This window comes from Bacteroides sp. AF20-13LB (assembly GCF_003603065.1).
In the GTDB taxonomy this organism is placed as follows: domain Bacteria; phylum Bacteroidota; class Bacteroidia; order Bacteroidales; family Bacteroidaceae; genus Bacteroides; species Bacteroides uniformis.
The window spans coordinates 42,850-68,713 of record NZ_QTMH01000006.1 but is presented as its reverse complement, the minus strand read 5'-3'; the positions used below and the strand labels follow the sequence as shown (position 1 = coordinate 68,713).

The 25,864-nt window shown below is 47.8% G+C and carries 20 protein-coding genes; 16 read left to right on the top strand and 4 right to left on the bottom strand.

All coding sequences use genetic code 11. From position 1 onward, the window contains the following. Positions 1-3: 3 nt before the first annotated feature. Positions 4-1,314 carry an HlyD family efflux transporter periplasmic adaptor subunit gene (locus tag DWX62_RS08200; RefSeq protein WP_120137773.1) on the top strand — a complete coding sequence of 437 codons (1,311 nt, stop codon included), beginning with the start codon at positions 4-6 and terminating at the stop codon, positions 1,312-1,314. A gap of 5 nt (positions 1,315-1,319) precedes the next feature. Here DWX62_RS08200 and DWX62_RS08195 read toward each other — a convergent pair whose 3' ends face one another. The 4 genes from DWX62_RS08195 to DWX62_RS08180 form a co-directional block, all read right to left on the bottom strand. After that, positions 1,320-2,342: an AI-2E family transporter gene (locus DWX62_RS08195; RefSeq protein WP_005823830.1), complete on the bottom strand. Its 1,023-nt coding sequence runs from the start codon at positions 2,340-2,342 to the stop codon at positions 1,320-1,322. 76 nt (positions 2,343-2,418) lie between these two features. Then, positions 2,419-3,033, bottom strand: coding sequence for an L-threonylcarbamoyladenylate synthase (locus tag DWX62_RS08190; protein ID WP_005835297.1), 615 nt, complete (start codon positions 3,031-3,033; stop codon positions 2,419-2,421). Between the two features lie 68 nt (positions 3,034-3,101). Continuing rightward, positions 3,102-4,844 (bottom strand): AAA family ATPase, encoded by a 1,743-nt coding sequence (locus DWX62_RS08185; RefSeq protein WP_009037121.1) that lies wholly within the window; start codon positions 4,842-4,844, stop codon positions 3,102-3,104. 12 nt (positions 4,845-4,856) lie between these two features. Continuing rightward, on the bottom strand, positions 4,857-5,657 hold the full coding sequence (locus DWX62_RS08180; RefSeq protein ID WP_005835301.1) for a Cof-type HAD-IIB family hydrolase: 801 nt from the start codon (positions 5,655-5,657) through the stop codon (positions 4,857-4,859). A gap of 87 nt (positions 5,658-5,744) precedes the next feature. Between DWX62_RS08180 and DWX62_RS08175 the strand changes: the two genes are divergently transcribed. The 15 genes from DWX62_RS08175 to DWX62_RS08105 all read left to right on the top strand — a co-directional run bounded on the left by DWX62_RS08175 (position 5,745) and on the right by DWX62_RS08105 (position 25,849). Beyond that, entirely contained in the window at positions 5,745-6,638 is an 894-nt protein-coding gene (locus tag DWX62_RS08175) for a prenyltransferase (RefSeq protein WP_120172709.1), read from the top strand. After that, a complete protein-coding gene (locus tag DWX62_RS08170; RefSeq protein WP_120172708.1) occupies positions 6,635-7,249 on the top strand; it encodes a CPBP family intramembrane glutamic endopeptidase in 615 nt (204 codons plus the stop codon). The genes DWX62_RS08175 and DWX62_RS08170 overlap by 4 nt, the downstream gene beginning before the upstream one ends. A gap of 85 nt (positions 7,250-7,334) precedes the next feature. Beyond that, positions 7,335-8,504 (top strand): MalY/PatB family protein, encoded by a 1,170-nt coding sequence (locus DWX62_RS08165; protein WP_005835307.1) that lies wholly within the window; start codon positions 7,335-7,337, stop codon positions 8,502-8,504. A gap of 25 nt (positions 8,505-8,529) precedes the next feature. Then, complete coding sequence (locus DWX62_RS08160; RefSeq protein WP_120172707.1) at positions 8,530-10,164, top strand: hypothetical protein; 1,635 nt, start codon at positions 8,530-8,532, stop codon at positions 10,162-10,164. A 172-nt stretch (positions 10,165-10,336) separates the two neighbouring features. Beyond that, positions 10,337-12,742: a TonB-dependent receptor gene (locus DWX62_RS08155; protein ID WP_057097281.1), complete on the top strand. Its 2,406-nt coding sequence runs from the start codon at positions 10,337-10,339 to the stop codon at positions 12,740-12,742. Positions 12,743-12,830: 88 nt separating this feature from the next. Then, positions 12,831-15,425, top strand: a complete 2,595-nt coding sequence (gene xyl3A, locus DWX62_RS08150) for a xylan 1,4-beta-xylosidase (protein WP_120172759.1) — start codon at positions 12,831-12,833, stop codon at positions 15,423-15,425. A gap of 197 nt (positions 15,426-15,622) precedes the next feature. After that, complete coding sequence (locus tag DWX62_RS08145; RefSeq protein ID WP_005823806.1) at positions 15,623-16,579, top strand: SPFH domain-containing protein; 957 nt, start codon at positions 15,623-15,625, stop codon at positions 16,577-16,579. Between the two features lie 12 nt (positions 16,580-16,591). Then, positions 16,592-17,950 (top strand): alpha/beta fold hydrolase, encoded by a 1,359-nt coding sequence (locus DWX62_RS08140; RefSeq protein WP_005823804.1) that lies wholly within the window; start codon positions 16,592-16,594, stop codon positions 17,948-17,950. Positions 17,951-18,016: 66 nt separating this feature from the next. Then, the gene (locus DWX62_RS08135) at positions 18,017-18,223 is read left to right on the top strand and encodes a hypothetical protein (RefSeq protein ID WP_005823802.1); all 207 of its coding nucleotides are present in this window, start codon (positions 18,017-18,019) and stop codon (positions 18,221-18,223) included. Positions 18,224-18,540: 317 nt separating this feature from the next. Beyond that, on the top strand, positions 18,541-19,923 hold the full coding sequence (locus DWX62_RS08130) for a hypothetical protein (protein ID WP_005823799.1): 1,383 nt from the start codon (positions 18,541-18,543) through the stop codon (positions 19,921-19,923). 29 nt (positions 19,924-19,952) lie between these two features. After that, entirely contained in the window at positions 19,953-21,104 is a 1,152-nt protein-coding gene (locus DWX62_RS08125) for an imelysin family protein (RefSeq protein WP_005823798.1), read from the top strand. A gap of 109 nt (positions 21,105-21,213) precedes the next feature. Further along, positions 21,214-22,647, top strand: a complete 1,434-nt coding sequence (locus tag DWX62_RS08120; RefSeq protein WP_085931069.1) for a di-heme oxidoredictase family protein — start codon at positions 21,214-21,216, stop codon at positions 22,645-22,647. A 29-nt stretch (positions 22,648-22,676) separates the two neighbouring features. Then, on the top strand, positions 22,677-23,888 hold the full coding sequence (locus tag DWX62_RS08115; RefSeq protein ID WP_005823796.1) for a porin: 1,212 nt from the start codon (positions 22,677-22,679) through the stop codon (positions 23,886-23,888). 24 nt (positions 23,889-23,912) lie between these two features. Continuing rightward, entirely contained in the window at positions 23,913-24,629 is a 717-nt protein-coding gene (locus DWX62_RS08110) for a hypothetical protein (RefSeq protein ID WP_008665536.1), read from the top strand. Positions 24,630-24,694: 65 nt separating this feature from the next. Continuing rightward, entirely contained in the window at positions 24,695-25,849 is a 1,155-nt protein-coding gene (locus DWX62_RS08105; protein WP_005823794.1) for a Rid family hydrolase, read from the top strand. The last annotated feature ends 15 nt before the right edge of the window (positions 25,850-25,864 follow it).

Here is a 25,864-nt window from a genome sequence, read left to right as displayed (position 1 = left end):
TGAATGGAGGAAGAAAAGAAATATAAAGATATAGAACTCCGCAGTGAAGAAGTGCAGGAGGTGATGAACCATATCTCTCCCTGGGTAGTGAGGTGTGGAATCACTGTCTTGGCGTTGATTTTGCTGATGATACTGGTTGGTTGTTGGATATTCAGGTATCCGGACACCTTGGCGGCAGAGGTGACTCTGGCTACGGAAGAGCCTCCCGCCTTTGTGCTGTCACATGCTACGGGGAAGCTGGATACACTTTATGTGAAGAATGGGAGTCTGGTGAGTACGGATGCGGATTTAGGAGTGATTGGCAATGCTGCGTCTTCTGAAGATGTGCGTTTTCTTAAGAAATGGATGAAGGCATGGGAAACGCAGGATTATGATTGGCAGAAAGGAGTGGAGCTTTTTATCGGCAGGCGCTGGCAGTTGGGGGAACTGCAATCGGCTTTTGCAGCTTTCATTACTTCACTTACAGAATATGCACGTTTTATGGAGTTGGACTATTACGCTCGGAAACTTCGTTTTCAGGAAAAACAACTGGGTGGACAACGCTCCTATCTTCGGTTGGCAGAGCGGGAATATGAGTTGATTGATAAGGATATAAAGCTTGCCGAAAGTATGTATACCCGTGATTCTATTCTATATGTGCGTAAGGCTATGATTGCTGCGGAATTTGAGGAGTCTGGAAGCAGATATTTGCAAAGTTTGCGTTCTAAAGAAGAGGTACGTATGAGTTTGCTTCAGGCAGAAATGCAGTTGGTACAACATGAGGAAAATATGTTGGATATACGTAAGCAAGCATACGATGAGGAACAGAGTCGCCGGACTGATTTAAAGAATGCCATAGAGCAGTTAGCCGCGCAATTGAGTGCATGGGAGCACTCTTATTTATTGAAAAGTCCGGTCAGGGGGAAGGTTACTTTTATGACGGTTTGGAGTCGTAACCAGAATGTGAAAGCCGGTGAAACGGTTTTCACGATTCAGCCATCCGACAGTTCAAGGGTGTTAGGTAAGGCTCTACTTCCTTTGCAGGGTTCGGGTAAGGTACATGTGGGACAGCGGGTGCATATACGTCTGAATAATTATCCCGACCAGGAGTTTGGCTATGTAAAAGGGCAGGTCGCAAGTATCTCTCCTGCTCCAACGGAAGAGGGAATGTATATAGTAGAAATAACTTTGCCTGACGGCATGCAGACCAACTACGGCAAACAGCTGCCTGTTTCGCGTGAGTTGAAAGGTACGGCAGACATTATCCTTGCTGACAAGAATGTATTGGAAAGGTTGTTGGCTCCGTTGAGGAAAGTGGTGGAATATGAAAAATGAAGTACTTATTCCGTCGTCTTCCCCCTTGCATCCAAATACCCTCTTTTAAACATATCCACGAACAGAAAGAATAGTGATAAGAGCAGTGGCCCGAAGATGACACCCATGAATCCGAAAAGGGACAAGCCGATTACAACTCCGAAGACAGTGATAAGCGGATGAATGTCTGCCATTTTCTTCTGGATGATGAAGCGTATCAGGTTGTCGAGCTGTGAAATGACTGCACCGCCATAGATGGCCAGGCCGATAGCTTGAACCCAGTTGCCTATCAATGCCATGTAGACAGCTATCGGAAACCATACCAGCGCTGTTCCTACCATTGGGATGATGCTGGCGAAGCAGGTCAGGAAACCGGCGAACAAGATGTTGGGAGCACCGAAGATCCAGTAGCCTATCATGGCTACTCCTCCTTGTATGACGGCGAGTAAGGGGATGCCGATGGCATTGGAGCGGACAATCATGTTGATTTCGTGGATGACGTTTTGTGTATTGTCATCGTTGAACGGCAATAGGTCGTTGACGTACTGTTCCATCTTTTTGCCCCCTATCAGCATGAAGTAGAGTACAAAGACCAGTACGAAGATGTTGACGGCAAAACTGCTGATACCTCCCATGATGGCTTGCCCGATGCGGGGAAGAATTGAAATGACGTATGCCACCGTGTCTTTCCCCAAGATATAGTAGCCGGTTTTGGCTTTAATGATGTTGGCCGCTTCTTCGAAAGGAGCTATAATGGCTTGCGGGTCCAGATTGATGTTTTGAAGATTGACCACAGCCAGCCATACCACCAGCCCAAGCGGAACCAGAAAGCAAAGAATTGCCTCTGCCGTAATGAGGGTGGCAGCTATGCTGCGCTTCATTTTCCGCTTGTCGGAAAGATACATCATCTGCTTTCTCACCAGGATATAGATAGTCAAGGCTCCCAGCAGACCGCCCATGAATGGGGCTATTTGTCTGAAAAGAATGATTCCCAGCCCGATAATGATGGCTATCAGCGAATATTTCCAATATTGCTCTTTTGTGCTCATAAAGTTCCTGTATTTCTTAGTAAAGAAACATAAAAGAAGTTGAAAAGGTTTGGAAATTGTGGCCGGAATTCAATATTTATCCTTCGTCCAGCCAGCCTAACCCCTGGCGTATGATTTCCGGCTCCCCATTGGTGCAATCCACTACGGTAGAGCCTTCCGTACCGCCGATACCGCCGTCTATTACCAAATCGACAATATCACCGAATTTCTCGTCAATCAGTTCCGGGTCTGTGCAGTATTCAATGTCCTCATTGTCCTCATGCGGCAATGTAGTTGTCATGATGGGAGCATCCAGCAGGCGGGCTATTTCCTGAATGATGGAATTGTCCGGCATACGGATGCCGACCTCCTTACGGTTACGGAATATCTTGGGCAGGCGGGTGGTGCCGTTCAGAATGAAGGTGAAAGCTCCGGGCAGATTACGCTTCATCAACTTGAAGGTGCTGTTGTCCACTTTGGCGTATTCGCTGACCTTGCTCAAGTCGTAGCAGATGATGGAAAGATTGTTCTTCTTGGGGTCGATATTTTTAAGACGGCAGATACGTTCGATGGCTCGTTCCTTCAGTCCGTGGCAGCCGATGGCATACATGGTGTCGGTAGGGTAGATAAGGATACCTCCGTCATTCAGTAGGTCGACCACCTGCTGCAGGTCGGCGGGATTGTTATTTTTTTCATAAAGTTTCAGAAGCATGGCAGAAATGGATTTGAGTTTTATATTACATGCAAAAATAGATAATAATCGGCTTATAAACAAGCAATTCACCTTTTTAGCATCTCTTTCTCCAGTTTCTTTATCTTCTTCCAGGCCTCTTTGAATTTGGGACAGAGGGTGACGGCTTTCTCATAGTTTTTCATGGCCGCCTCCTTCATGTCATGCTTCAGGCATTCGTCACCCATAAGGATGTATTCGCGGGCATACTTCACGAGGGCTTTCTCTTTCTCCAATGCTGCTTGCTTCAGTGCACGGTTTTCCTCTTTCAGACGGTTGATGATGTTCAGCTTCCGGCGGATGAGGCGCTGCACGTTGGGCTTCTCGATGTCGTAGCGGGAATGGATGGCTTTGAAAAACTCATCCAGGAAAGTGCCGAAGTCCCCTTTGTCGAAGGCTTTGGCGGCGGCAACGTATTGAACGTCTGCCTGTGCTTGCTTCAAGGCACGGTCGATGGCGGTGCGGTTGTTGAAGCGTTCGGAGAAGCTGACAATCTCCGGACGCACGAATACATCGGCACGGCTGATGGGCTTTTTCAGCTGGATACCTTCCAGCGAGGTGCAGCGGCTGAGGGCTACGTATGCCTGCCCACCGGCAAACACGCCGCCGGTAAAGTCGATGACTACCCGGCTGAAGGTCAGCCCTTGGCTCTTGTGGACGGTGATGGCCCATGCCAGGCGCACGGGATATTGTGTAAAGGTTCCCAGTTCTTCCTCTTCAATCTGTTTCTTTTCTTCGTTGTATTTGTAGCGGATGTTTCGCCACGACTCTCGTTTGACGTCACATTCCTTGCCGTCGTCGGTGATGACGTAGAGGGTCTCTTCAATAGGGTCGAAGCCGCTGATGACGCCGATGGTGCCGTTCACCCAGCGGCGGTCGAAGTCATTCTTGATGAAGATGATTTGTGCGCCCGGTTTCAGTACCAGTTCCTGCGAGGTGGGGAGGCTGCTTTCGGGAAAGTCTCCCATGATTTCGCCGTAGAAGGTGACCGGGTCACCGGGAAGTTCCGCCAGTTTCTTGTCGTTGATGTAGTCCACATTGTCACGGCGGGTGGCGAGGGTGATGTACATGTCGGCTTCCGATTGCTCTATTTGGGTGCCATAGCGGGTGTTGAGCAGCTGAAGTTCGGTAGAGCCGACGGTATTGTTGCGGATGTGGTCCAGCACATGGATGAACTTGCTGTCTGTTTGACGGTATACTTTCTGCAGTTCGATGGAGACAAGGTCTATCTGGCCGAATACCCTGGCAGAGAAGAAATAAGGGGTAGGGTAGAATCGGTTCAGTATCTCCCGTTCATCTCCTTTGACGACGGGTTCCAACTGGAACACATCGCCCACCAATAATATCTGTTTGCCGCCGAAGGGTTCGCGCAGGTTGCGGGAATAGACGCGCAGGATGCGGTCTACGGCGTCGATGATGTCGGCGCGTACCATGGAAATCTCGTCGATGATGACCAGTTCCAGTTCTTCCAGTAGTTTGCGGTGGGGTTTGGTGTATTTGAAAAATTCGTGGATGCGTCCCCGTTGAAGGCTGAAGTTCGGGTCATCGGGCAGCAGGGGGTAGAAAGGCAGTTTGAAGAAGCTGTGCAGGGTACTGCCTCCGGCATTGATGGCGGCTATGCCGGTAGGGGCAAGCACTACATGCTTTTTCTTCGTATTCGCGCAGATATATTTCAGGAAGGTCGATTTGCCCGTACCTGCTTTGCCCGTCAGGAATACGGACTGACGGGTATACTGAATGAGGTTCAAGGCATCTTGAAACTCTTTGTTTTGTGTATCGGGAACGAAGCTCAAAAGATTTCAGATTTATGATGGATTCCCGACTATGCCGAAATATTTCAGGGCGTTGGCGATGCCGTCTTCATCAACAGAAGTGGTTGTGTAGTTACTGGCAGCTTTTACGTCGTTATTGGCATTGCCCATGGCTACACCGATACCGGCATGGCGCAACATGCTGATGTCATTTCCTCCGTCGCCGAAGGCCATGGTCTCTTCCAGCTTGATGCCGAAGTGGCGGATAATCTGGTCGATACCGTTTTGCTTGGTGTTTCCTTTGGCTGTCACGTCTACGAAGGCAGGATGCCAGCGGCCCATCTCGCAGTGGGGGACGGAGGGCAGGATGATTGCTTCTTCCTCGGCGTTGATAAAGGGAGTCAGCTGGAAGAAGGCTTTGTCGGCATGGCTGTCGGTATAGGGCTTTGCTTCGATGGGGTCCACTTTCAATTGGTGATGGAAGATTTCCTCCACTACTTCGCCGGGCTGGTTCACGCAGATGTCGTGCTCTCCCACCAGGATGCATGGGATGTTGCGTTCGTGGCAGAAAGCTGTCAAGGCATCCACTTCCGCTGTCGGTATGGGGCTTTTGTAGATAACGGTGTCTTCTACAAAGCAATAGGCGCCGTTCATCGTGATGTAGCCGTCTATCAGATTCCGTTCCTGCAAGGCGGACAAGTTGTTGATGATGACGCGCGGACGTCCGGTAGAAATGAAGATATGTATGCCTTTGGCCTTGGCAGCAGTCAACGCTTCAATAGTGGAAACGGGAATTTCGTGGGTCTTGAAGCTGACCAAGGTTCCGTCGATGTCAAAAAACAGAGCTTTTATCATAAGGGGTTCTTTTATCTTGTGCGCGAAATTACTTAAAAAAGCGAAGATATTTCGTACTTTTGCGCACAAATAAATGATAAATAACAAATGAAGAAACATTCTTTGAAAGATTGGATGATAGCGGTGCGTCCGTGGTCATTCCCCGCCTCTTCGATGCCGGTGGTGGTGACGTTGGCATATCTGTATTGGATGCGGCAGGACATAAACTGGGTGAACGGTATCTGGGCATTGTTGAACATCATTGTGTTTCACGCTGCCGGGAATACCTGGAGCGATTATTTTGACTATAAGCATAAGGTCGATGCAAGGGATACCTTTGGCGCCAAGACCTTGACCGACGGGATGTTTGCTCCGCGCGAGATATATGGCTTGTCGATGGCATTGCTGGCAGTTGCCCTTGTTGCGGGTGTCGGCCTGCTGTGGCGTACGGGGTTGCCGTTGCTGTACATCGGTATAGGCGGCGCGGCTTGCTCGTTGCTTTATCCGCCGCTCAAGTATCGTGCGTTGGGCGATGTCGTCATCTTTTTGGCGTATGCCTTGCTGCCGACGTTGGGTACCTGCTATGTGGCTACGGGAGTAGTTGACTGGAATGTCTTGTGGATAGCTCTGCCGGTGGGACTGATTACGGTGGCCATTCTGCATGCCAATAATACACGGGATATGCGTACCGATGCCCGTGCCGAGATTCAGACACTGGCCATGAAGCTGGGAGGAAAGGCGTCGATGTACGTTTATTGTGCCGAAGTCCTTTTTCCTTTTGGCTGGATAGCCGGCTTGATAGCTGCGGGAACTCTTCCTCTATGGACTCTGCTGGTGATGCCGGCACTGGTTCCTGCCATAGGCAATGTACGGGTGGTGTCCCGTTTTCCCGGAAAGGGGGAAGGTGCCATAGCCGGTCTGGATGAGATGACGGCAAAACTCCAGTTGTTGTTCAGTCTGCTGTTCACGTTGTCGTTCGTTGTAGCCGGTCTGTTGTCATGAAGAAACTGATTTTTACCATTCTGCTGGCTGCCGTGCTGTGGACGGTCATGTTTTCGCCTTGGACGGCTCCTTTCGTGAATTTCTGGTGGATGATGACCGGTTCTGCGCTCACGCTGTCCGTGTTTGCCACCTTGTTCAATCCCGGCTGGTGGCGGGAGGTGAAGTGGAGCTTGCCGAATGTCTTGCTGGGAGTGGGCATTGCCGTTGCTTTGTGGGGCGTTTTCTGGTTGGGAGATAAGGTGTCATCTTGGATGTTCGATTTTGCCCGTCCGCAGGTGGACTCCATTTATGGGATGAAAGAGGGAGAGTCTCCTTGGCTGCTGGCAGCATTGCTGCTGTTGCTGATAGGGCCGGCGGAAGAGATTTTCTGGCGCGGCTATGTGCAACGCACGCTTTCCAAACGCTGGAATCCGAATGCGGGTTTTGTGGTGGCTACTTTGATTTATGCACTGGTGCATGCCGGTTCCTGCAACTTCATGCTGGTCATGGCGGCTCTGGTGGTGGGGGCGGCATGGGGGGCGCTTTACCGTTTCTTTCCGAACCGCTTTGCCGCTATTATCTTGTCTCATGCAGTGTGGGATGTGGCGGTATTTATATTTTTCCCGATATGATTATTGTTTACAAAAATAAGGTGGCGGTAATGGGTCGTATAAAAACAAGACAAATTGATGCGTTGAATTATAAAAAAGCAAGCATATGACTTACAATTTTGATGAAGTAATAGAGCGCCGTGGTACCGACTCCGTGAAATGGGACGGTGTGAAGAGTGTATGGGGACGCGATGACCTCCTCCCCATGTGGGTGGCGGATATGGATTTCCGCACGCCCCCGTTTGTGATGGAAGCCTTGCGGAAGCGTCTTGAACATGAAGTGCTGGGCTATACGTCTGCGTGTGAGGAATGGTATACTTCCATTTGTAGCTGGCTCAGTCGTCGCCACGGTTGGGACGTCACTCGCGAGATGCTGACTTTTGTACCCGGCATTGTCCGCGGTCAAGCCTTCGCATTGCAATGCTTCACCAATCCCGGCGACCGGGTAATGGTGATGACTCCCGTTTATCATCCCTTCTTCCTGGTGACGCAACGCATGAAGCGCGAAGTGGTTTACTCTCCGCTCGACCTGAAAGACGGACAGTATCAGATTGACTTTGAGCGTTTCCGTAAGGATATACAAGGATGCAAAGTATTGATTCTCTGCAATCCCCATAACCCGGGCGGGCGTGTATGGACGGTGGACGAATTACGCCGGATTGCTGATATTTGTACGGAAAGCCATACGTTTGTCATCTCCGATGAAATTCATGCCGACTTGACTCTGCCACCTTACAAACACCATCCTTTTGCTACTGTTTCGGGGGCTGCCGCGCAGAATTCCCTCACCTTCATGGCACCCAGCAAAACATTCAATATGCCGGGATTGGGAAGTTCGTACGCCATTATCCTCAATGAGGACATCCGCCACCGTTTTCAGGAGTTCATGGAAGCGGGCGAGTTCAGCGAAGGGCACATGTTGGCCTATATCGGTGCGGCTGCTGCCTATATGCATGGTGAGGAATGGTTGGAACAGCTGCTGGACTATATAAAGGGCAATATCGATTTCACGGAGAACTACCTGCGCGAGCATATTCCGGGCATCGGCATGATACGTCCGCAGGCTTCTTACCTGATTTATCTGGACTGCCGGGGATTGGGGCTGACTCAGGAGGAACTGGTGAGACTATTTGTGGACAAGGCACACCTGGCACTGAATGACGGCACCATGTTCGGTGAACCGGGTAAGGGATTTATGCGGCTGAATATCGGCTGCCCGCGTTCGGTGTTGGAGCAGGCGCTGAAGCAACTGGAAACTGCGGTTGCAGACAAATGATAGAAAAAACTATATCTCCTATATTATGAATAGATTACCTTTCCTTGGACTATTGTTTGCGTTGCTGTGCCTTGTTGCCTGCCGGCAGATGAATGAGGCACATCTGTTACATCTGGCAGAAAAGCAGGTGAATATGAATGTGGACAGCGTGTATGCCTTGCTGGTACAGATAGAGAGGCCATCGCAACTTTCGGATGAGGAGAGGCTGTTGTATGGATGGCTGAATGCTTATGTGCACTATAAGCGGCACAACTCGATGGCGGAAGATTCCTTGATATTGCCTGCTTCCGATTATTACGTCTTCCGCAACGACACGGCGAAGAATCTGTTTTCCTATCAGTTGAAAGCCTGGTACTGGTATTGGCTGAAAGAGCACGAACGGTGTATAGCTGCCATTGACAGTGGCGTAGCTTTGGCCAAGGCGCTGCAGGACACGGGAAGAATGGCTGATATGCTGATTGATAAGGCATACTGGTATGTGTATGTCTGGAAAGATTATGAGAAAGCGATAGAAACTTTCCGTACCGCCATAGCTTTGGACGCAAGAGCCGGAAGCTTCTTCTCTATGGGAATTGCCATGGGGCTGAACAAGAATGATTCTGCATCCTATTACATGGAGCGCAGCATAGAACTGGCAGTGGAGGCAGGAGATACCAGTAAGATAGTGCATTATTTGCGTAACTATGCCCAGATGCAGGCTTACTCTTTTGATGAACCTTCCGGTGCAATAACTACTATTCGTCGTATGGAGCAGTATGTCATCGACCCGGTGCAGCTGCGTATGGGAGATCTGGTGAAAGTGGAAGTGTTCTTGAAAGAAGGGTTGCTTGATTCGGCGGAATACTATTTGAATAAGGAGAGGAAACGTGGCGAGGGTCGGAACCGGTTTCTGACGGAAGAGAATATGGTGGCGGTATATAGGGCACTGATAGATTATACACGTCACCGTACGTTTGATGTGCTGGACGTGGCGCGCTATAATGATTCTGTTGCCAATGCTCTTACTGCGTTGCAGAGTACCGTCCGGCGTAAGGACGAGTCGAAGGAGACGCTTTCGCAAGCCAACTTGATTCTGACGGTGGAACGGAAGCAGGCACAGTTGAATTTGTTGCTGGCACTGTTGGTACTGGTGCTTGCAGGTGGCGGTGTGTCCCTTTATATCCGTAACCGGCGTAATAGGCTGATTGAAGCGGAAGAACGGGCGGAAACACTGACCCGGTTGCTGGAAGATGCGACCAGGAACCAGTCGAAAGGGGAAGACGGGCAGTTTTTTCGGAAAATACTGTTGCAGCAATTAGGCATGATACGGCTGGTGGCTAAACAACCTACCTCACAGAATCAGGAGCTGCTTCGCCGCATTTCCGGTATTACCAGCCATGAACTGCCGGTAGAGAGTTTGCTGGTATGGGAGGACTTGTATCCTATCATAGACCGGATTTATGATAACTTCTACACAAAGATGGACAGCTGTTTTGGCGATGTGCTCATTGACAAAGAAAAGCAGCTTTGCTGCCTGCTCTGTGCGGACTTCTCGACGAAGGAGATTAGTGTGGTGACACAACAGAGCATTCCTACCATTTACCAGCGAAAGACGAATATCCGCAAGAAACTGGGGATGGGGGAGAAGGAAGGCATCGTAGAGTTTATAGGCAGCATATAGACCGGAAAAGGCATAATATAGACTTTTGTAAAATTAAAGTGTTGATATGTAGTGATTTGTAGTTTTGGGATATAGACTTTTTATTCCTCGATATAGACCGTTTGAGGCATGTTTTACCCCTACCTTTGTATCAGCGAAATACAAGGTGTGAAATATTGAAATCAAACGCATGATGAAAGAAAAACTACTGAACAACGTTAGAAAAAGAGTGATGGTATGGGTGGCCTTGGCAAGTATGGCAACTCTGCTTCCTGCTCAGACTTACCGGCTTTCCGGTTGTGTGCAGGACGAGAACCGCCAACCGGTAGAGGTGGCGAATGTGCTGCTGAAGCAGGCAAAAGACAGTACCTATATTACCGGTATGCTGACCGACACACAAGGTTGTTTTTCCTTTGACCAGCCACTGGGAGAATACTTGTTGCATATTACCCTTATCGGCAGCGAAGACCTCTACGTTCCCGTTGTGCTGCAAGGAAACAAAAACGTTGGCGAATTGACATTGAAATCTTCTTCCGCCTTGCTGGACGAAGTGACCGTTACGGCCGCGCGTCCCGTTATCAAGCGTCTGGTGGATAGGGTAGTGTTCGATGCACATAATACCATAGCCTCTGCCGGAGGCAGTGCACTCGACCTTCTGCGTGAAGTGCCCGGTCTGCAGGTTGGACAAAACAGTATTGGTATTATAGGTAAAGGGGGTATCAAGGTTTATATCAACGACCGTGAGACGAAGCTGTCGGGAGATGAACTGATAGATTACCTCCGTTCCTATGACGCCTCCCAGATACTGAAGGTGGAGGTGATTACCACGCCTCCGTCCAAATATGATGCCGCCGGAAATGCAGGCATCATCAATATTCGCTTGAAGTCACGTCCCAAAGATTACGTGGGTGGTACGGCTTCCGCTTCCTACAGCGCTGGTGAAAAGGACAATTACGGATATGGCGGGGTAAGCCTGAACCTCAGCAAGGGGCGCGTGTCATCCTTCCTCAACGGGGGTACTACGCAGGGCAACTATGAGACGCGTGAGAAGAATTACCGCTATTTTCCGCAGAACACCTGGAACAGCCGTGCCGACTACACCAATTACATGAATAGCTTCTACCTTCAGGGAGGTGTGGACGTATCGTTGGAACGGGACTGGACTGTAGGTATGCAGGCCATCTATAATCACAGTGCTCCCAAACCGGGCAACGCCCTTTCATGGACGGAAGTTTACGATGCCTCTACCGCCGTATTGGATTCTTTGCTGTACTCCAACAGTGACAAGGATACCAGTTCCGACCGCCTCAATCTGAATTTTCATACCGATAAGGTCTGGGATGACAAAGGCAAGAAAATGACTTGGGATGTGGATTACCTGCGTGACAACCGGGACGAAAATATGGGCTTTCTCTCGAAAACCCTCCTGCCTGACGGTACGGAGATTCCGGGCACAAACTTCGATTACAACTATCTGCAACATCGCAAGGTAGATGTAGTCTCCTCCGCTCTTGATTTCATCCTTCCTTTTGAAAAGTACAAGATAACGGCAGGTGCCAAGGTCTCCTTTACCAACACTCGCAACGGTATCAATTACGATACATCGGACCCTACGCTGGTGCAGGATGATTATTTCCGTTACAAGGAGCAAATCTATGCCTTATATGCTGATTATAGCCGTGAATTTTCCGAACGTTTTTCCATGCAGTTGGGCTTGCGTATGGAGCACACCCGCACTACCGGTATTTCCGAAGCGAAGGATACGGAGGACAAGCACGACTATACGCGCTTGTTCCCTACTGTCTATCTGCTTTATTCGCCTACAGACGGGCATGCGCTGAACTTCAGTTTCTCCAACCGCATCTCCCGTCCGTCACAGAATATGGTCAATCCTTTTCCGTTCTATCAGAACAAGTACACTTACGCTTGCGGTCGTGAAGACTTGAAACCCAGTTATACTTACAATGCCGAACTGGGATATACGTTGAAGAATAACTTCAATGTTTCTGCCTATTATTCTTATTCGGACGATGTCTTCTTCCAGGTTGTGGACTTGGATGCTGAAACGAATGTGACCTCTTTCCTTTGGGAGAATTTCATGCAGACGCATGCTTTCGGGCTTAACAATTCATACACTTTCCGTACCAAATGGCTACAAACTTACGCCCAGCATGGAGTGAGCTATCGCCGGACCACCTCCAGCGCTGCCACCACCTCTCCCGAGGAGAAAGGGTGGGCTTATAACGCCAGCCTGCGCAACACTTTCTTCTTCAATGAAAAGAAGACTCTTCTGGCCACGTTGTCCGGTTCCTATTCTTCCCGTCAGTATCAGGGCATCTATCTGATGAGCCCCACTTACAGCGTCAGTGCAGGTATGCTTTATCGGTTGTTGAACAATAAGCTCAGCCTCAGCCTGAATGTCAACAATTTGTTTGTCAGCCATTCCAAATTGGAAACCATGTCCAACGGGTTGAAGATAATTGCCGACAATCAGTTTGCCTTTGCCAGTTTCCGTATCGGTGTATCCTATACTTTCGGTGGTGATATACGTAGTAAGGGTCAGCGGAACAGTAACGAGGATATTCAGAGGAGGCTATAATAAGAAGTTTATTGCGTGTTGGCAATTGGAAGAAAATATTTATCTTTGTGATACAAGCGATTGTAACAACGATTAATATAAAACCATGATGAAACAGAAACTTCTTTGCCTTTTGCCATTCTTCCTATTGTCGGGATGTGGACAGGCTACTTACAAGAATGCATCTCTGCCGGCAGAAGAGCGTGCCGGACTTTTGCTGAAGGAACTGACGCTCGAAGAGAAGGTGTCCTTGATGATGGACAGTTCCAAACCAGTGGAACGTCTGGGCATCAAGCCCTATAACTGGTGGAATGAAGCGTTGCATGGAGTGGCGCGTGCCGGGCTGGCCACAGTGTTTCCCCAACCGATTGGTATGGCGGCATCCTTCTCGCCGGAGACTGTATACGAGGTATTTACTGCTGTTTCTGATGAGGCCCGTGCCAAGAATGCCTACTATACATCCCAGGAAAGCCATGAACGCTATCAAGGATTGACGATGTGGACTCCTACAGTGAATATCTATCGCGACCCCCGCTGGGGAAGGGGTATAGAGACTTATGGGGAAGACCCTTATCTGACCAGCCGTATGGGTGTGATGGTTGTAAAAGGTTTGCAGGGTACGAACGATGGAAAATATGACAAGCTGCATGCTTGTGCCAAGCACTTTGCCGTACACTCCGGTCCGGAATGGAACCGCCATGAGTTTAATGCGGAAAATATCAAGCCCCGTGATTTGTATGAAACTTATCTTCCTCCTTTCGAGGCTTTGGTGAAAGAAGGAAAAGTGAAGGAGGTGATGTGTGCCTACAACCGTTTTGAGGGCGATCCTTGCTGCGGTAGCGACCGCCTACTGATGCAGATTTTGCGCGATGAGTGGGGATTTGACGGTATTGTCCTTTCGGACTGTGGAGCTATTGCCGATTTTTACAGAGACTATGGTCATAAGACGCATCCTGATGCAGAGTCCGCTTCGGCAGTTGCGGTGCTGAGTGGAACTGACTTGGAGTGCGGTTCGAGTTACGAGGCCCTGGTAGAAGCGGTGAAGCAGGGAAAGATTGATGAAAAAGCAGTGGATGTAGCAGTCAAGCGTCTTTTGACGGCTCGCTTTGCCTTGGGTGAAATGGACGAGCCGGAGAAGGTGTCCTGGACTGGCATTCCTTTTTCTGTGGTGGCTTCTGCCGGACACGATTCTCTGGCGCTCGACATGGCGCGCAAGTCAATGACACTGCTTATGAACAAGGATAATACCTTGCCGTTGAAGCGTGGAGGGCTGACTATAGCCGTGATGGGTCCGAATGCCAATGATTCTGTGATGCAGTGGGGAAATTATAACGGTATGCCTCCGCACACAGTTACCATTCTGGACGGAATTAGAAAAGCTTTGGGGAGTGATGATCGGCTTATTTATGAACAAGGCTGCGGATGGGTGGAGAGAGCTCAGATACAGAGCGTCTTCAACCGTTGCAAGACTGCCGACGGGAAACCCGGATTTACTGCACGCTACTGGAATAACGTGACTCGTGACGGTGAGCCAGTCACTACTGCCCAAGTGACCACTCCTTTCCATTTCTGTACATCCGGTGCCACGGTTTTTGCTCCGGGTGTGAACCTTACCGACTTCTCGGCTACCTACAACAGCGTATTCACTCCCGACCAGTCGGGAGAGGTGGTCTTTGACATCTATGCTTATGGCTCAGGGAGATTGCGGATAAATGGGGAGGAAGTGAGAGGATTCTCCAATCAGCACGGTGGGCAGAAGAGTGCTTATACTTTGCAGGTACAAGCAGGAAAAACGTATGACGTTGAATTGGATTTTGAATATTTCCGTAGCGATGCACAGCTGAACTTTGACCTTGGATTTAAGAATGAAGTGGATGTGAGGAAATCTGTGGAGCGTGTAAAGGATGCTGATGTCGTGGTCTTTGTGGGAGGAGTCTCTCCGAACCTCGAAGGCGAGGAGATGGGTGTTGAGCTTCCCGGATTCAGAGGAGGCGACCGTACTGATATTGAGTTGCCTGCTGTCCAGCGGGAACTGATTGCCGCTTTGCACCATGCCGGTAAAAAGGTGGTGTTGGTGAACTGTTCAGGTTCTCCTATCGGCTTGGAGCCGGAAACCGGGAGGTGTGGAGCTATCCTGCAGGCATGGTATCCCGGTCAGGCAGGCGGTACGGCTGTAGCTGAAGTCTTGTTCGGTGATTACAATCCGGCAGGACGCTTGCCGGTAACCTTCTACCGTAATGTGTCACAGCTTCCAGATTTTGAGGATTATAATATGACGGGCCGGACTTACCGTTACATGACCCAGGAACCGCTTTTCCCCTTCGGTCATGGATTGAGCTATACCTCTTTCAGCTATGGCGCTGTGGTGCTTGGTTCGGATGATATAAAGTCCGGTGAGAAATTGAGATTGAGTGTCCCCGTAACCAATACCGGCAAATGTGACGGTGAAGAGGTTGTGCAGGTCTATTTGAAGAAAAACGATGATGTCGAAGGACCGAGCAAGGCATTGCGTGCTTTCAAGCGGGTACATATCCCGGCAGGAAAGACGGTCGATGTAGAGTTTGATTTGGGTGATAAAGAGTTGGTGTGGTGGAATCCGCAAAGCAATGCCATGTGCGTTTCCGAAGGCAGCTATGAACTGATGGTGGGCGGTAGCTCGCAAACTGCTGATTTGCTGCGCCGGTCTTTTGTCATTCAGTCTTGATACATCACTGACAGAGTCAAAAAAAGTTTTCCGCTTGAGGGTGAGTTATGACCCTCAAGCGGAATTTTTATATACTGGGAATACATGTTCTTAATAATCCTTAATACTATATGTTAACTCCCTTGTTTCTTTGTACTTCTCTAATTTTAATTGATATATTTGTGATATCGTTATGATATCAATTAAATTTATAGAATATGGAAACAAAAGAGTGTAGTTTCAGTGGTTTCAAGATGAATGGCTTTCTGGCCTTGTTCCTTCATTTGGTAGTGCTTACGGCGGTGATAATCTTTGGGTTTCTCATTTCTGTGCCTACCTTGATCCTTTCGGTGTGTCTGTGTCTGGTATGGTTCATTATGTTTGCCGGCTATATGGAGCTGGAACCGAACGAGGCGCGTGCCATGGTGTTCTTTGGCAAGTACAAGGGAACATTCAAAGAGACCGGCTTTTTCTGGGTAAACCCTTTCCTTAATAAGAAGAAGCTTTCGCTTCGTGCACGCAACCTGGATGTGGAGCCGATAAAGGTGAACGATAAGATTGGTAATCCTATTCTTATAGGACTGGTATTGGTGTGGAAGCTGAAGGACACCTATAAAGCCATGTTTGAGATTGATTCACAAACAATGGCTGCATCCGCTCCGACAGCGGGTAATGCGAACCAGGTCAGTCTTGGCAATGCGGTGGCCAACCGTATGAATGCGTTCGAGAATTTCGTCATGATACAGAGTGATGCCGCTCTTCGCCAGGTTGCTGGTCAGTATGCCTATGATGATAATGAGGCTGATACGGAAGAGTTGACACTTCGTTCGGGCGGTGAGGAAATCAATGAACAGCTGGAGCAGAAATTGAATGAACGCCTGGCCATGGCAGGTATGGAAGTGGTGGAAGCGCGTATCAACTATCTGGCATATGCGCCCGAAATTGCCGCTGTGATGCTGCGTCGCCAGCAAGCATCTGCCATTATTACGGCACGCGAGAAGATTGTGGAAGGGGCAGTCTCTATGGTAAAAATGGCGCTCCATAAACTTTCTGAAGAAGAAATTGTTGAACTGGACGAAGACAAGAAAGCAGCAATGGTCAGCAATCTGTTGGTAGTGCTTTGTGCGGACGAGGCTGCCCAACCGGTAGTCAATACGGGAACGTTGAACCATTGATAAAGGATACGGATGAAAGAGATGGGAGGCATAGGACGGTGGGCTCTTATACTGCTCTTGCTGGGCAATGTATATGGGGGCTTTGCACAAGATGCGAATACTGCGCGCGCGCAGCACATTTATGAATTGTTTGTGGCAGGGCAAGGTGACAGCATCCATGCGGCATTGAACCGGGAGTTGCAGGAGAAACTGGCTCCGGCACTCTTCAATGATTCTTTCCGGCAAGCAGAGAAAATGTTTGGTAAATCCATATCAAAAGGAGAATGGAAGACCGATTCTGCCCAGGGAATTACTATCTATTATTCCGATGTGGAATTTGAACGTTATAATCTCCGCTTTCTAGTGGCTTTTGATGCTGACGGGGCACTGAATACAATCCGGCTAGTCCCTGCACCTGCTGTTAGCACTGCCCAACCGGTAGCCTATGATAAGACAAAAATGGATGAAAGGGATATTACGCTGGGAGCCGACGGCTACAAGCTTCCCGGAACGTTGACTTTGCCCAAGAGGGCAGTCGGTTCGGATGTATGCAGGGTTCCTTGTGTTATTCTGGTACATGGTTCCGGTCCTCACGACCGTGACGAGACGATAGGTCCCAACAAGCCTTTCCGTGACCTGGCCTGGGGATTGGCGGAACGCGGCATTGCCGTCGTCCGCTATGAAAAACGGACAAAAGCATATGGTGCGGCTTGCGTTCCTGCCGGTCGCGAACTCGATTATGATACTGAGGCCGTGGACGATGCCGTTGCCATAGTGGAGCAGGTAAGAGCTTTGCCCGAGCTGGCTCCTGACAGTGTGTATGTGTTGGGGCACAGCCTGGGAGGTACATTGGCTCCCCGTATTGCCGGGCGTTCGAAAGGTTTGGCAGGTATCATTATCCTTGCCGGACTGGCGAGACCGCTTGAAGATGCTCTTGAGGAACAGTTTTATTATACCTCTTCTTTGACGGATTCTTCAGTCAATGTAAAGGCTCAACTTGATGAACTGAAACAACAGTTGGTGAATGTCAAAAAGCTTGGTACCGAAGAGTTCGATGAGGCAATTCCCTTACCGTTGGGGCAGCCCCGCTCCTATTGGCTGTTTGCCAACGCTTACAAACCAGTGGAGGTTGCCGCTAAACTAAAGCTGCCCATATTTGTTCTTCAAGGGGAGAGAGATTATCAAGTGACTATGGAAGACTTCGGTTTATGGCGTTCCGGTCTGTTGCATTGTAAGAATGCGTACTTCAAATCTTATCCGAAATTGAATCACTTGTTGCAGGAAGGCAGCGGCAAGGCGACTCCGTTTGAGTATAGCCATGCTTCGCCCGTCCCGGCATATGTTATGGATGACATTGCCTCCTTCGTGCGGGGCAAGCAGAATACTCTTTGATTGGTACTTGGTTATATCAAAGTAACTTCAATCATAAATCGTAAATTGTTAAATAGTAAATAAATAGTGGCTAAAAAAGAAACTTCAACCAAAAGCTTTGTCCTCCGTGTGGATGCTGCAACGATGGATGCCATTGAAAAATGGGCAGCCGACGAGTTCCGTAGTACCAATGGACAGCTTCAGTGGATTATCGCTGAAGCATTGCGGAAGAGTGGGCGGATGAAGAAGTCCAAGAATCCTCCTCCGTCTGAAGAGAAAGCAAAGGAGGATTAGTAATAACAGATTCTAAATCGTAGATAATATGATTAATCTTGGTCCTTATTCCGGCAAGAATTGCCCTAATGTCCGTTTCCAACCCACTGTGCTTGACCGTATTCTGGAAGGTACGGCCCTGCTTATCGTGCTCGTTACGTGAATTAGCATTTTAATAGTTCTTTTACCATTTATCCTCCTTTTTCATCTTTATTTGTTGTTATAAATCTGCCATTACCTACTAATGGTTACTCTTTCTCTTCTTTTCGCAATTTTTAGGTATTGTTCTCCTTTTTAACTACCTCTACCTTTGCTCCCAACAAAAATTAAGATAAAAGATGAGAAAATTAACTGGCTTATTCGTTTTATGTTTTTTGCTTTCTGCCAATGCTTTGCAGGCTGCTGAACCTGAAAAAGTTACTTCTGCAGCAGAGAGTACGGAGATTTCAACAGACAAAGAGAAAAAGGAAAAAGTAGCGAATGATGGCGACAACTACAAGAAATTCCGTTTCGGTGGATACGGAGAAATGGTTGCAAGTTTTAAGGATTATGGTATTAACCGTTTCTATGGTGCGCCTGAAGGCAATCCAGACAAACATAGGAATACAATTTCTATACCCCGTTTCGTGTTGGCTCTGGATTACAAGTTCAATTCCAAATGGATACTCGGTGCTGAAATCGAGTTTGAATCCGGTGGTACGGGTACTGCTTATGAACTTGAGAATACGGAAAACGGTGAGTATGAAACGGAGGTGGAAAAGGGTGGCGAAGTGGCTATCGAGCAATTCCACATTACCCGTTTAATTGTTCCACAATTCAACATACGTGCCGGTCACATCATTGTCCCGGTAGGATTGACCAACGCCCATCATGAACCAATCAATTTCTTTGGAACTTATCGGCCGGAAGGAGAGACAACCATCCTTCCTTCTACGTGGCATGAAAACGGACTCGAGTTTTTTGGTTCTTTTGGAAAAGGATATGCCAGCTTTGATTATCAGGCCATGATAGTGGCCGGTCTGAATGCCAATGGCTTTGACCGTAACACCTGGATAGCAAGTGGCAAACAAGGCATCTTTGAAGAAGACAACTTTACTTCACCGGGCTATGTGGCTCGTCTGGACTATAAGGGGGTTCCGGGGTTGCGTATAGGTGCTTCGTTCTATTACTGCGCTGATGCCGGTTCCAATTCTGACAAAGCGGATACTTATTCGTCTACCGGTAAGATTCCGGTAAGAATTTATACGGCAGATGCCCAATACCGTAATAAATATGTGGTTGCCCGTGCCAATATGGTATACGGAAATTTGGGTAATTCAGCGAAGCTTAGTGAGGCAAATACCAAATTGTCGAATAAATCTCCTTACAGCCGTATAACCCCCATTGCAAAGAATGTAGTCAGTTATGCAGCCGAGGCCGGTTTGAATATCAGCGCTTTCTTCAAAGGAAACAGGAAAGTTCCGGTTATCTACCCCTTTGCACGTTATGAATATTATAATCCGCAAGAAAAGGGAGAGGCCAGCCAGATAATGGAGAAACGTTGTCAGGTAAGCATGTGGACTGCTGGATTGAATTGGTATGCCTTGCCTAATCTGGTGGTAAAGGCTGACTACACTACCCGCCAAATCGGAACAAACAAGGTTTTTGGAACTGGCAAGTATAATAGTGAAAATGAGTTTTCGATTGGTATTGCCTATATCGGTTGGTTTGTCAAGAAGTAGATGAATAGTAATCAATTAATTTTATACAGATGAGGAAAAATTTCTTTTATGCGGCAGCTTTGGTATTAGGGCTGGCATTTACGGCTACTGCTTGTAGCGATGATGATGACAACAGTACAGTTAATCCTGCTGACATTGAGTATAACTCGGAGAATGCGGCAAGTTGGCACAACTACATGAGAAATGTGGCGGCTTTGTTGAAGGCAGATGCCACCAATCTTTATGATTCTTGGAATACGAGTTATAAGGGTGGGGCAAGTTTTGCAACTTCCTTCAAAGCTCATAATGGTGCCTATAACTTTTCAAGTGCCTGGAACTGTATAGAGCAGGTTATCGACGGTTGTGTTGAAATCTCCAATGAGGTAGGTGAGACGAAGATTGGTGATCCATATAATAAATATATGGCAAACAATGTTACAGAGGCCCTCTATGCTGTTGAGTCATGGTATAGCTGGCATTCCCGTGATGATTATACCAATAATATTTACTCAATCCGCAATGCCTATTACGGCTCTTTGGACGGTAAGGTGAGCGACAAGTCAATTTCAAAATTGGTGGCTGGAGTCAATGCGGAGTTGGATATGAAAGTGTCGGCAGCTATCACTACGGCAGCATCGGCTATTCAGGCTATTCCCCAACCTTTCCGTAATAATATCAACAGTCAGGAAACGGTAGCGGCTATCAAGGCTTGTGAAGAACTGGAAAGTGTATTGGATAAGGAGTTGAAACCTTATATCAGGGACAATAGCACCATTAACAGCAATGAAGCACTTGACCCGATTGTTGAAAATTATGTCAATGTTGTGGTTTTGCCTACCTATAAGGATTTGAAGGAGAAGAATAGTACGCTGTATGACGCTGTGGTGGCTCTTGCCAACAATCCCTCTAACAGTGCTTTTGAGACGGCATGCAATGCTTGGATAACAGCCCGTGAACCTTGGGAGGAAAGTGAGGCGTTCCTATTTGGGCCGGTGGATGAGCTGGGACTTGACCCGAATATGGATAGTTGGCCTTTGGACCAGAACGCCATTGTCCAGATTCTGAATTCCCAGAAATGGGGCGATTTGGAATGGAGCGAGGGTGATGATGATGCAAAAGTTGAATCTGCCCAAAATGTACGCGGATTCCATACTTTGGAATTCCTGCTTTTCAAGGATGGCAAGCCTCGTACAGTTAAATAAGAATTATTTATAAACAATACTCAAGAAGTAAAGGGGAGGATTTGGAGAATCCTGCCTTTACTTCTTTGGCATGTTTGGATATGCCATTATTAAAAAGTAGATAAAGATGATGAATCGTTTAATGAGATATTCATGTCTTCTCCTTTGTTTGTCGGCAGGTTTGACTGCTTGTGATGATGATGGGATTGACGTGTTGGATATAGAGATTCCTGAAGGATACGCTCTGTCTGCCGGAACGTCCACAATCTTCATGAATTCATCTAAGGCCTATGATTCACCGGCAGACTGGGTGTCGGGTGTTTACAACAGTCGCTTTAATGATGGTGACGGGCTTTACGATGATGTGCGTACGAGTAGCAATGGCATGGGAGGTGGTCTTGGCCCGGTCTATGCGGGGTATTCTTGTGGCAGTTGTCATCGTAATGCCGGCCGTACCAAACCGACGCTGTGGAGTGAAGGTGGATCGGGTAGTTACGGGTTTTCCTCGATGCTGGTTTATATAAGCCGCAAGAATGGTGCGTTTTTTCAGGATTATGGTCGTGTCCTCCATGACCAGGCAATTTATGGAGTGAAACCGGAGGGGAAGCTTTCTGTGGAGTATACTTATGAGACTTTTACCTTTCCCGACGGAGAGAAGTATGAACTTTGCAGACCGGCTTATTCCATATCCGAATGGTATGCTGACAGTATAAAGCCTGAAGATATGTTCTGTACGGTGCGTATCCCGTTGAGACATGTCGGTATGGGGCAAATGATGGCTTTGGAACCTACGGAGATTGAAGCGCTTGCTGCAAAAAGTAATTATCCGGAGTATGGTATAAGTGGCCGTTGCAATTACATTACCGAACGTGGTGTGAGAAGCTTGGGGCTGTCGGGAAATAAGGCTCAACATGCGGATTTGACTGTTGAACTTGGTTTTTCAAGTGATATGGGTGTTACCAATAGCCGCTATCCGGAAGAGATATGCGAGGGGCAGTCCCAGGTGAATCAAGGCAGCATGATGGGGCTTTCTTATGCCCAGTTGGATGTTTCTACAGAAGATATGGAAGATGTTGACTTGTATATGCAGAGTCTTGGTGTTCCTGCACGGCGTAATGTGAATGACCCGCAGGTGATAAGGGGAGAACAGAATTTCTATAAAGCCAAGTGCCATCTTTGCCATGTCACCACGTTGCATACCAAGCCTCGGGGCTCCGTGCTGTTGAACGGTACCCGTTTGCCATGGTTGGGAAGTCAGACAATTCACCCCTATTCGGATTTTTTGCTGCATGATATGGGCTCCGAAATTATGGGAGTCGGTCTGAATGACAACTATGTAAGTGGGTTGGCGCGTGGCAATGAATGGCGCACTACTCCGCTTTGGGGTATCGGGCTTCAGGAAAAGGTAAACGGACATACCTACTTCTTGCACGATGGTCGTGCTCGCAATCTTGTTGAAGCCATAATGTGGCATGGGGGAGAGGGAGAAGCATCGAAAAATCTCTTTAAGAACATGAGTAAGGATGACCGTGATGCCCTGATTGTATTTTTAAATTCACTTTAGAACTAATAAGCTTTATATAAAAAGTAATTATGAAGAAATTTTTATATGTCGCCATGCTGGCTGTTTTGCCTTTGACCGCTATGGCGCAACATGAGGAAGATACGGAGAATGGTGTAGTGTCATTGGCCGGAAGAGAAGGTTTTACCATTGAAACAAAGAAAGGTGATTTTGTTTTCAAGCCTTATCTGTTGGTACAAACGAGTGCTAATTTCAATTGGTATGATGATGAAGGCTTGGATAAGGCTTATAACCAAGATAATATTGCCAATTCGGGTTTTTCCATTCCTTATGCCGTACTTGGCTTTACTGGCAAGGCTTTTGGAAAAGTAGCTTTCAATCTGTCCATCAATGCTGCTGCAAGTGGAGGAGCGCTGTTACAGCAGGCGTGGTTTGATGTACAGCTGAAAAAACAATTTGCGATTCGTGTCGGAAAGTTCAAGACTCCATTTTCGCATGCCTATCTGACAACTCTTGGCGAAACACTGCTTCCCCAGTTGCCGGTTTCTCTGACGTCTTCTGTAATTTTGCCTTATTCGTTGAATGCCGTGACGCCTAATATCGGTACGGGATTTGACCTGGGTGTTGAAATTCACGGTCTGGTGGCAGATAAGTTCGGTTATGAAGTCGGCTTGTTCAATGGAACCGGAGCTTCCGTGAATACAGCTTCAAAGACGATGAGTGATGACTGGCATATCCCTTCATTGCTGTATGCCGGACGTCTGACTTATATGCCCAAGGGGGTGATGCCTTCCACACAAGGTAATCCTAACCGTTTGAACGAGGATAAGATATTATTCGGTCTTTCGGGTTCTATCAATGTGGAGAGTGAAAATGAGAGTACCAATGATACCCGTGTGGGGTTGGAATTTGCCATGTTGAAGAACAAGCTCTATCTGGCGGCTGAAGCTTATTATATGAATGTAGGTTTCACCAAACGGCAAAAGATAAATGAATCGTATAGCTTTTTAGGCGGTTATGTGCAAGGTGGTTACTTTGTCGCTCCCCGCCTACAGCTTGCCGCACGCTACGATATCTTCAATCGTAACGGTACGGATGACGACGGTTTCCTGAATATGCCTGCTGTAGGTATGAATTACTTTTTCAGAGGATGCAACCTGAAATTGCAGGCAATGTATCAGTATGTAGCCCGTTGGGGACACGACACGCAGCTCGACCGTGATAATGATAATTTAGGTCTGGCCACTCACTCTGCCACGGTGATGCTTCAATATACATTCTAAATGAAGTCAGGAAAGGATTCGTCTATGAAAAAATACATTCTTTTCTTTTTTCTGCCCGTGCTTCTTATAGGTCTGCATGCATGCGATGAGGGGAGAATTTATGAGAATGCCGTAGTGGCCACGGGTGAAGGACGCACAGTGAAGATGACAGGCCGGATTAGTGGTGTGGATAAGTGGTCGGGCGACTATAGTGTGGTAGTGGCAGGATTTGATGATGAAAGCGATTATGCCATTGTTTCAAAGGTTGTTCCGGCATCCGAATCGGATAATGATGAAATCCAGTTGACAATGTCCGGCATAACGGATGAGGTGACAACTGTCGAGCTATGTGTAATCAATAAGTTGAGGAAGCGCATTGTCAGTTTGGTGGCAATGGAATGTACTGAAATCGCTGATACTATACTTATGGATGCAGGAACAGTTGATGCAAGTATGTACAATGCCATTCAACAAAAAATATTCAATGCCACTTGTACGGCTTGCCATGGTCTTAGCACCACTCCGGGTGGTGGCTTGAATCTGCTGGAAGGACATAGCCATGCTGATCTGGTCAACCGGGCTTCAACGACGGTGGACGGTAAAATGAGGGTTATGCCCGGCAATGCGTCAGAAAGTGTCTTGCATCTCATATTGGGTACGGACATCAGCTCGGATTGGCGTATAGACCATTCTCAGATGATAACCTCATCTGATATGCAGTCTTTGATTGGCAACTGGATTGACGATGGTGCACAGCCGTAATAATGATGGGCCTTACTGGTAATACCGGTACTTTTTTGAACAACAACGACTAATTGATATTTAATATGAAAAATAAACAACAACAAACTAATCAATTGGAGAATACCTTAACCGAAATCTTTAAATATGAGGTAGAAGCGGGTGTTTCGGAATATCATGTAATGATTCATGCCACCAGACCGGAAGCGACTTATGAAGAACAGCTGAATGCGGTGGTCGACACTTACTGCCAACTACGTGAAAGTGAGCTACAAGGTGCTGTTGCCATCTTTAAACGCTACTTTCTAAGTGACGCCGCCAATCAGGCAGATATGCTACTGGCGCTTTCGGCAGAATGTTCGGATTGTGCACTCTCCGTGGTAGAGCAGCCGCCGTTGAACGGTACAAAGATTGCACTGTGGGTCTATCTGCAGAAAGGTGTGGAAACACAGGTACTTCATAACGGATTGTTCGAAGTGAGACATGGCGCCTACCGTCACCTTTGGGGAGGCGGCTCTTTCAATCGTGCCGCCAATTCGGAATACCAGACCCGTCTGCTGTTGAATGACTATGTGATGCAGCTGATGGAACAGGGCTGCAAGCTGGCTGATAATTGCATACGTACCTGGTTCTTTGTACAGAACGTGGATGTGAATTATACCGGAGTGGTGAAGGCGCGTAATGAGGTGTTTGTTACCCAGGACTTGACGGAGAAGACTCATTATATTTCCAGTACCGGTATCGGTGGCCGTCATGCCGACCCAAAAGTGACGGTTCAGATGGATACTTATGCTGTAGATGGTTTGAAATCTGAACAAATTCACTACCTTTACGCACCGACACATCTGAATCCCACATACGAATACGGTGTGAGTTTCGAGCGAGGTACGTATGTGGATTATGGCGACCGTCGCCAGGTGTTTATTTCGGGTACTGCGAGCATCAATAATAAAGGTGAGGTGGTATATCCCGGGGACATTCGCAAGCAGACGGAACGTATGTGGGAGAATGTGGAGGCTTTGTTGAAAGAGGCTGGCTGTACGTTTGATGATTTAGGACAGATGATTGTTTATCTGCGGGATGTTGCTGACTATACCGTGGTCAAAGGAATGTATGACGAGCGTTTTCCGGATACTCCGAGAGTGTTTGTATATGCTCCCGTATGTCGTCCGGGTTGGCTGATAGAGATGGAATGTATGGGAGTCAAGTCTTTAGAAAACAAGGAGTTTGCTCCATATTGATTTTTTACTTTTAAT

Bases quoted from the DNA above. Each gene is read 5' to 3' on its own strand.
- DWX62_RS08155 (WP_057097281.1), top strand. From the start codon at position 10,337: ATGAAAGAAAAACTACTGAACAACGTTAGAAAAAGAGTGATGGTATGG.
- DWX62_RS08105 (WP_005823794.1), top strand. From the start codon at position 24,695: ATGAAAAATAAACAACAACAAACTAATCAATTGGAGAATACCTTAACC.
- DWX62_RS08170 (WP_120172708.1), top strand. From the start codon at position 6,635: ATGAAGAAACTGATTTTTACCATTCTGCTGGCTGCCGTGCTGTGGACG.
- xyl3A (WP_120172759.1), top strand. From the start codon at position 12,831: ATGAAACAGAAACTTCTTTGCCTTTTGCCATTCTTCCTATTGTCGGGA.
- DWX62_RS08115 (WP_005823796.1), top strand. From the start codon at position 22,677: ATGAAGAAATTTTTATATGTCGCCATGCTGGCTGTTTTGCCTTTGACC.
- DWX62_RS08120 (WP_085931069.1), top strand. From the start codon at position 21,214: ATGAATCGTTTAATGAGATATTCATGTCTTCTCCTTTGTTTGTCGGCA.
- DWX62_RS08200 (WP_120137773.1), top strand. From the start codon at position 4: ATGGAGGAAGAAAAGAAATATAAAGATATAGAACTCCGCAGTGAAGAA.
- DWX62_RS08130 (WP_005823799.1), top strand. From the start codon at position 18,541: ATGAGAAAATTAACTGGCTTATTCGTTTTATGTTTTTTGCTTTCTGCC.
- DWX62_RS08175 (WP_120172709.1), top strand. From the start codon at position 5,745: ATGAAGAAACATTCTTTGAAAGATTGGATGATAGCGGTGCGTCCGTGG.
- DWX62_RS08125 (WP_005823798.1), top strand. From the start codon at position 19,953: ATGAGGAAAAATTTCTTTTATGCGGCAGCTTTGGTATTAGGGCTGGCA.
- DWX62_RS08145 (WP_005823806.1), top strand. From the start codon at position 15,623: ATGGAAACAAAAGAGTGTAGTTTCAGTGGTTTCAAGATGAATGGCTTT.
- DWX62_RS08165 (WP_005835307.1), top strand. From the start codon at position 7,335: ATGACTTACAATTTTGATGAAGTAATAGAGCGCCGTGGTACCGACTCC.
- DWX62_RS08110 (WP_008665536.1), top strand. From the start codon at position 23,913: ATGAAAAAATACATTCTTTTCTTTTTTCTGCCCGTGCTTCTTATAGGT.
- DWX62_RS08160 (WP_120172707.1), top strand. From the start codon at position 8,530: ATGAATAGATTACCTTTCCTTGGACTATTGTTTGCGTTGCTGTGCCTT.
- DWX62_RS08195 (WP_005823830.1), bottom strand. From the start codon at position 2,342: ATGAGCACAAAAGAGCAATATTGGAAATATTCGCTGATAGCCATCATT.
- DWX62_RS08140 (WP_005823804.1), top strand. From the start codon at position 16,592: ATGAAAGAGATGGGAGGCATAGGACGGTGGGCTCTTATACTGCTCTTG.
- DWX62_RS08180 (WP_005835301.1), bottom strand. From the start codon at position 5,657: ATGATAAAAGCTCTGTTTTTTGACATCGACGGAACCTTGGTCAGCTTC.
- DWX62_RS08190 (WP_005835297.1), bottom strand. From the start codon at position 3,033: ATGCTTCTGAAACTTTATGAAAAAAATAACAATCCCGCCGACCTGCAG.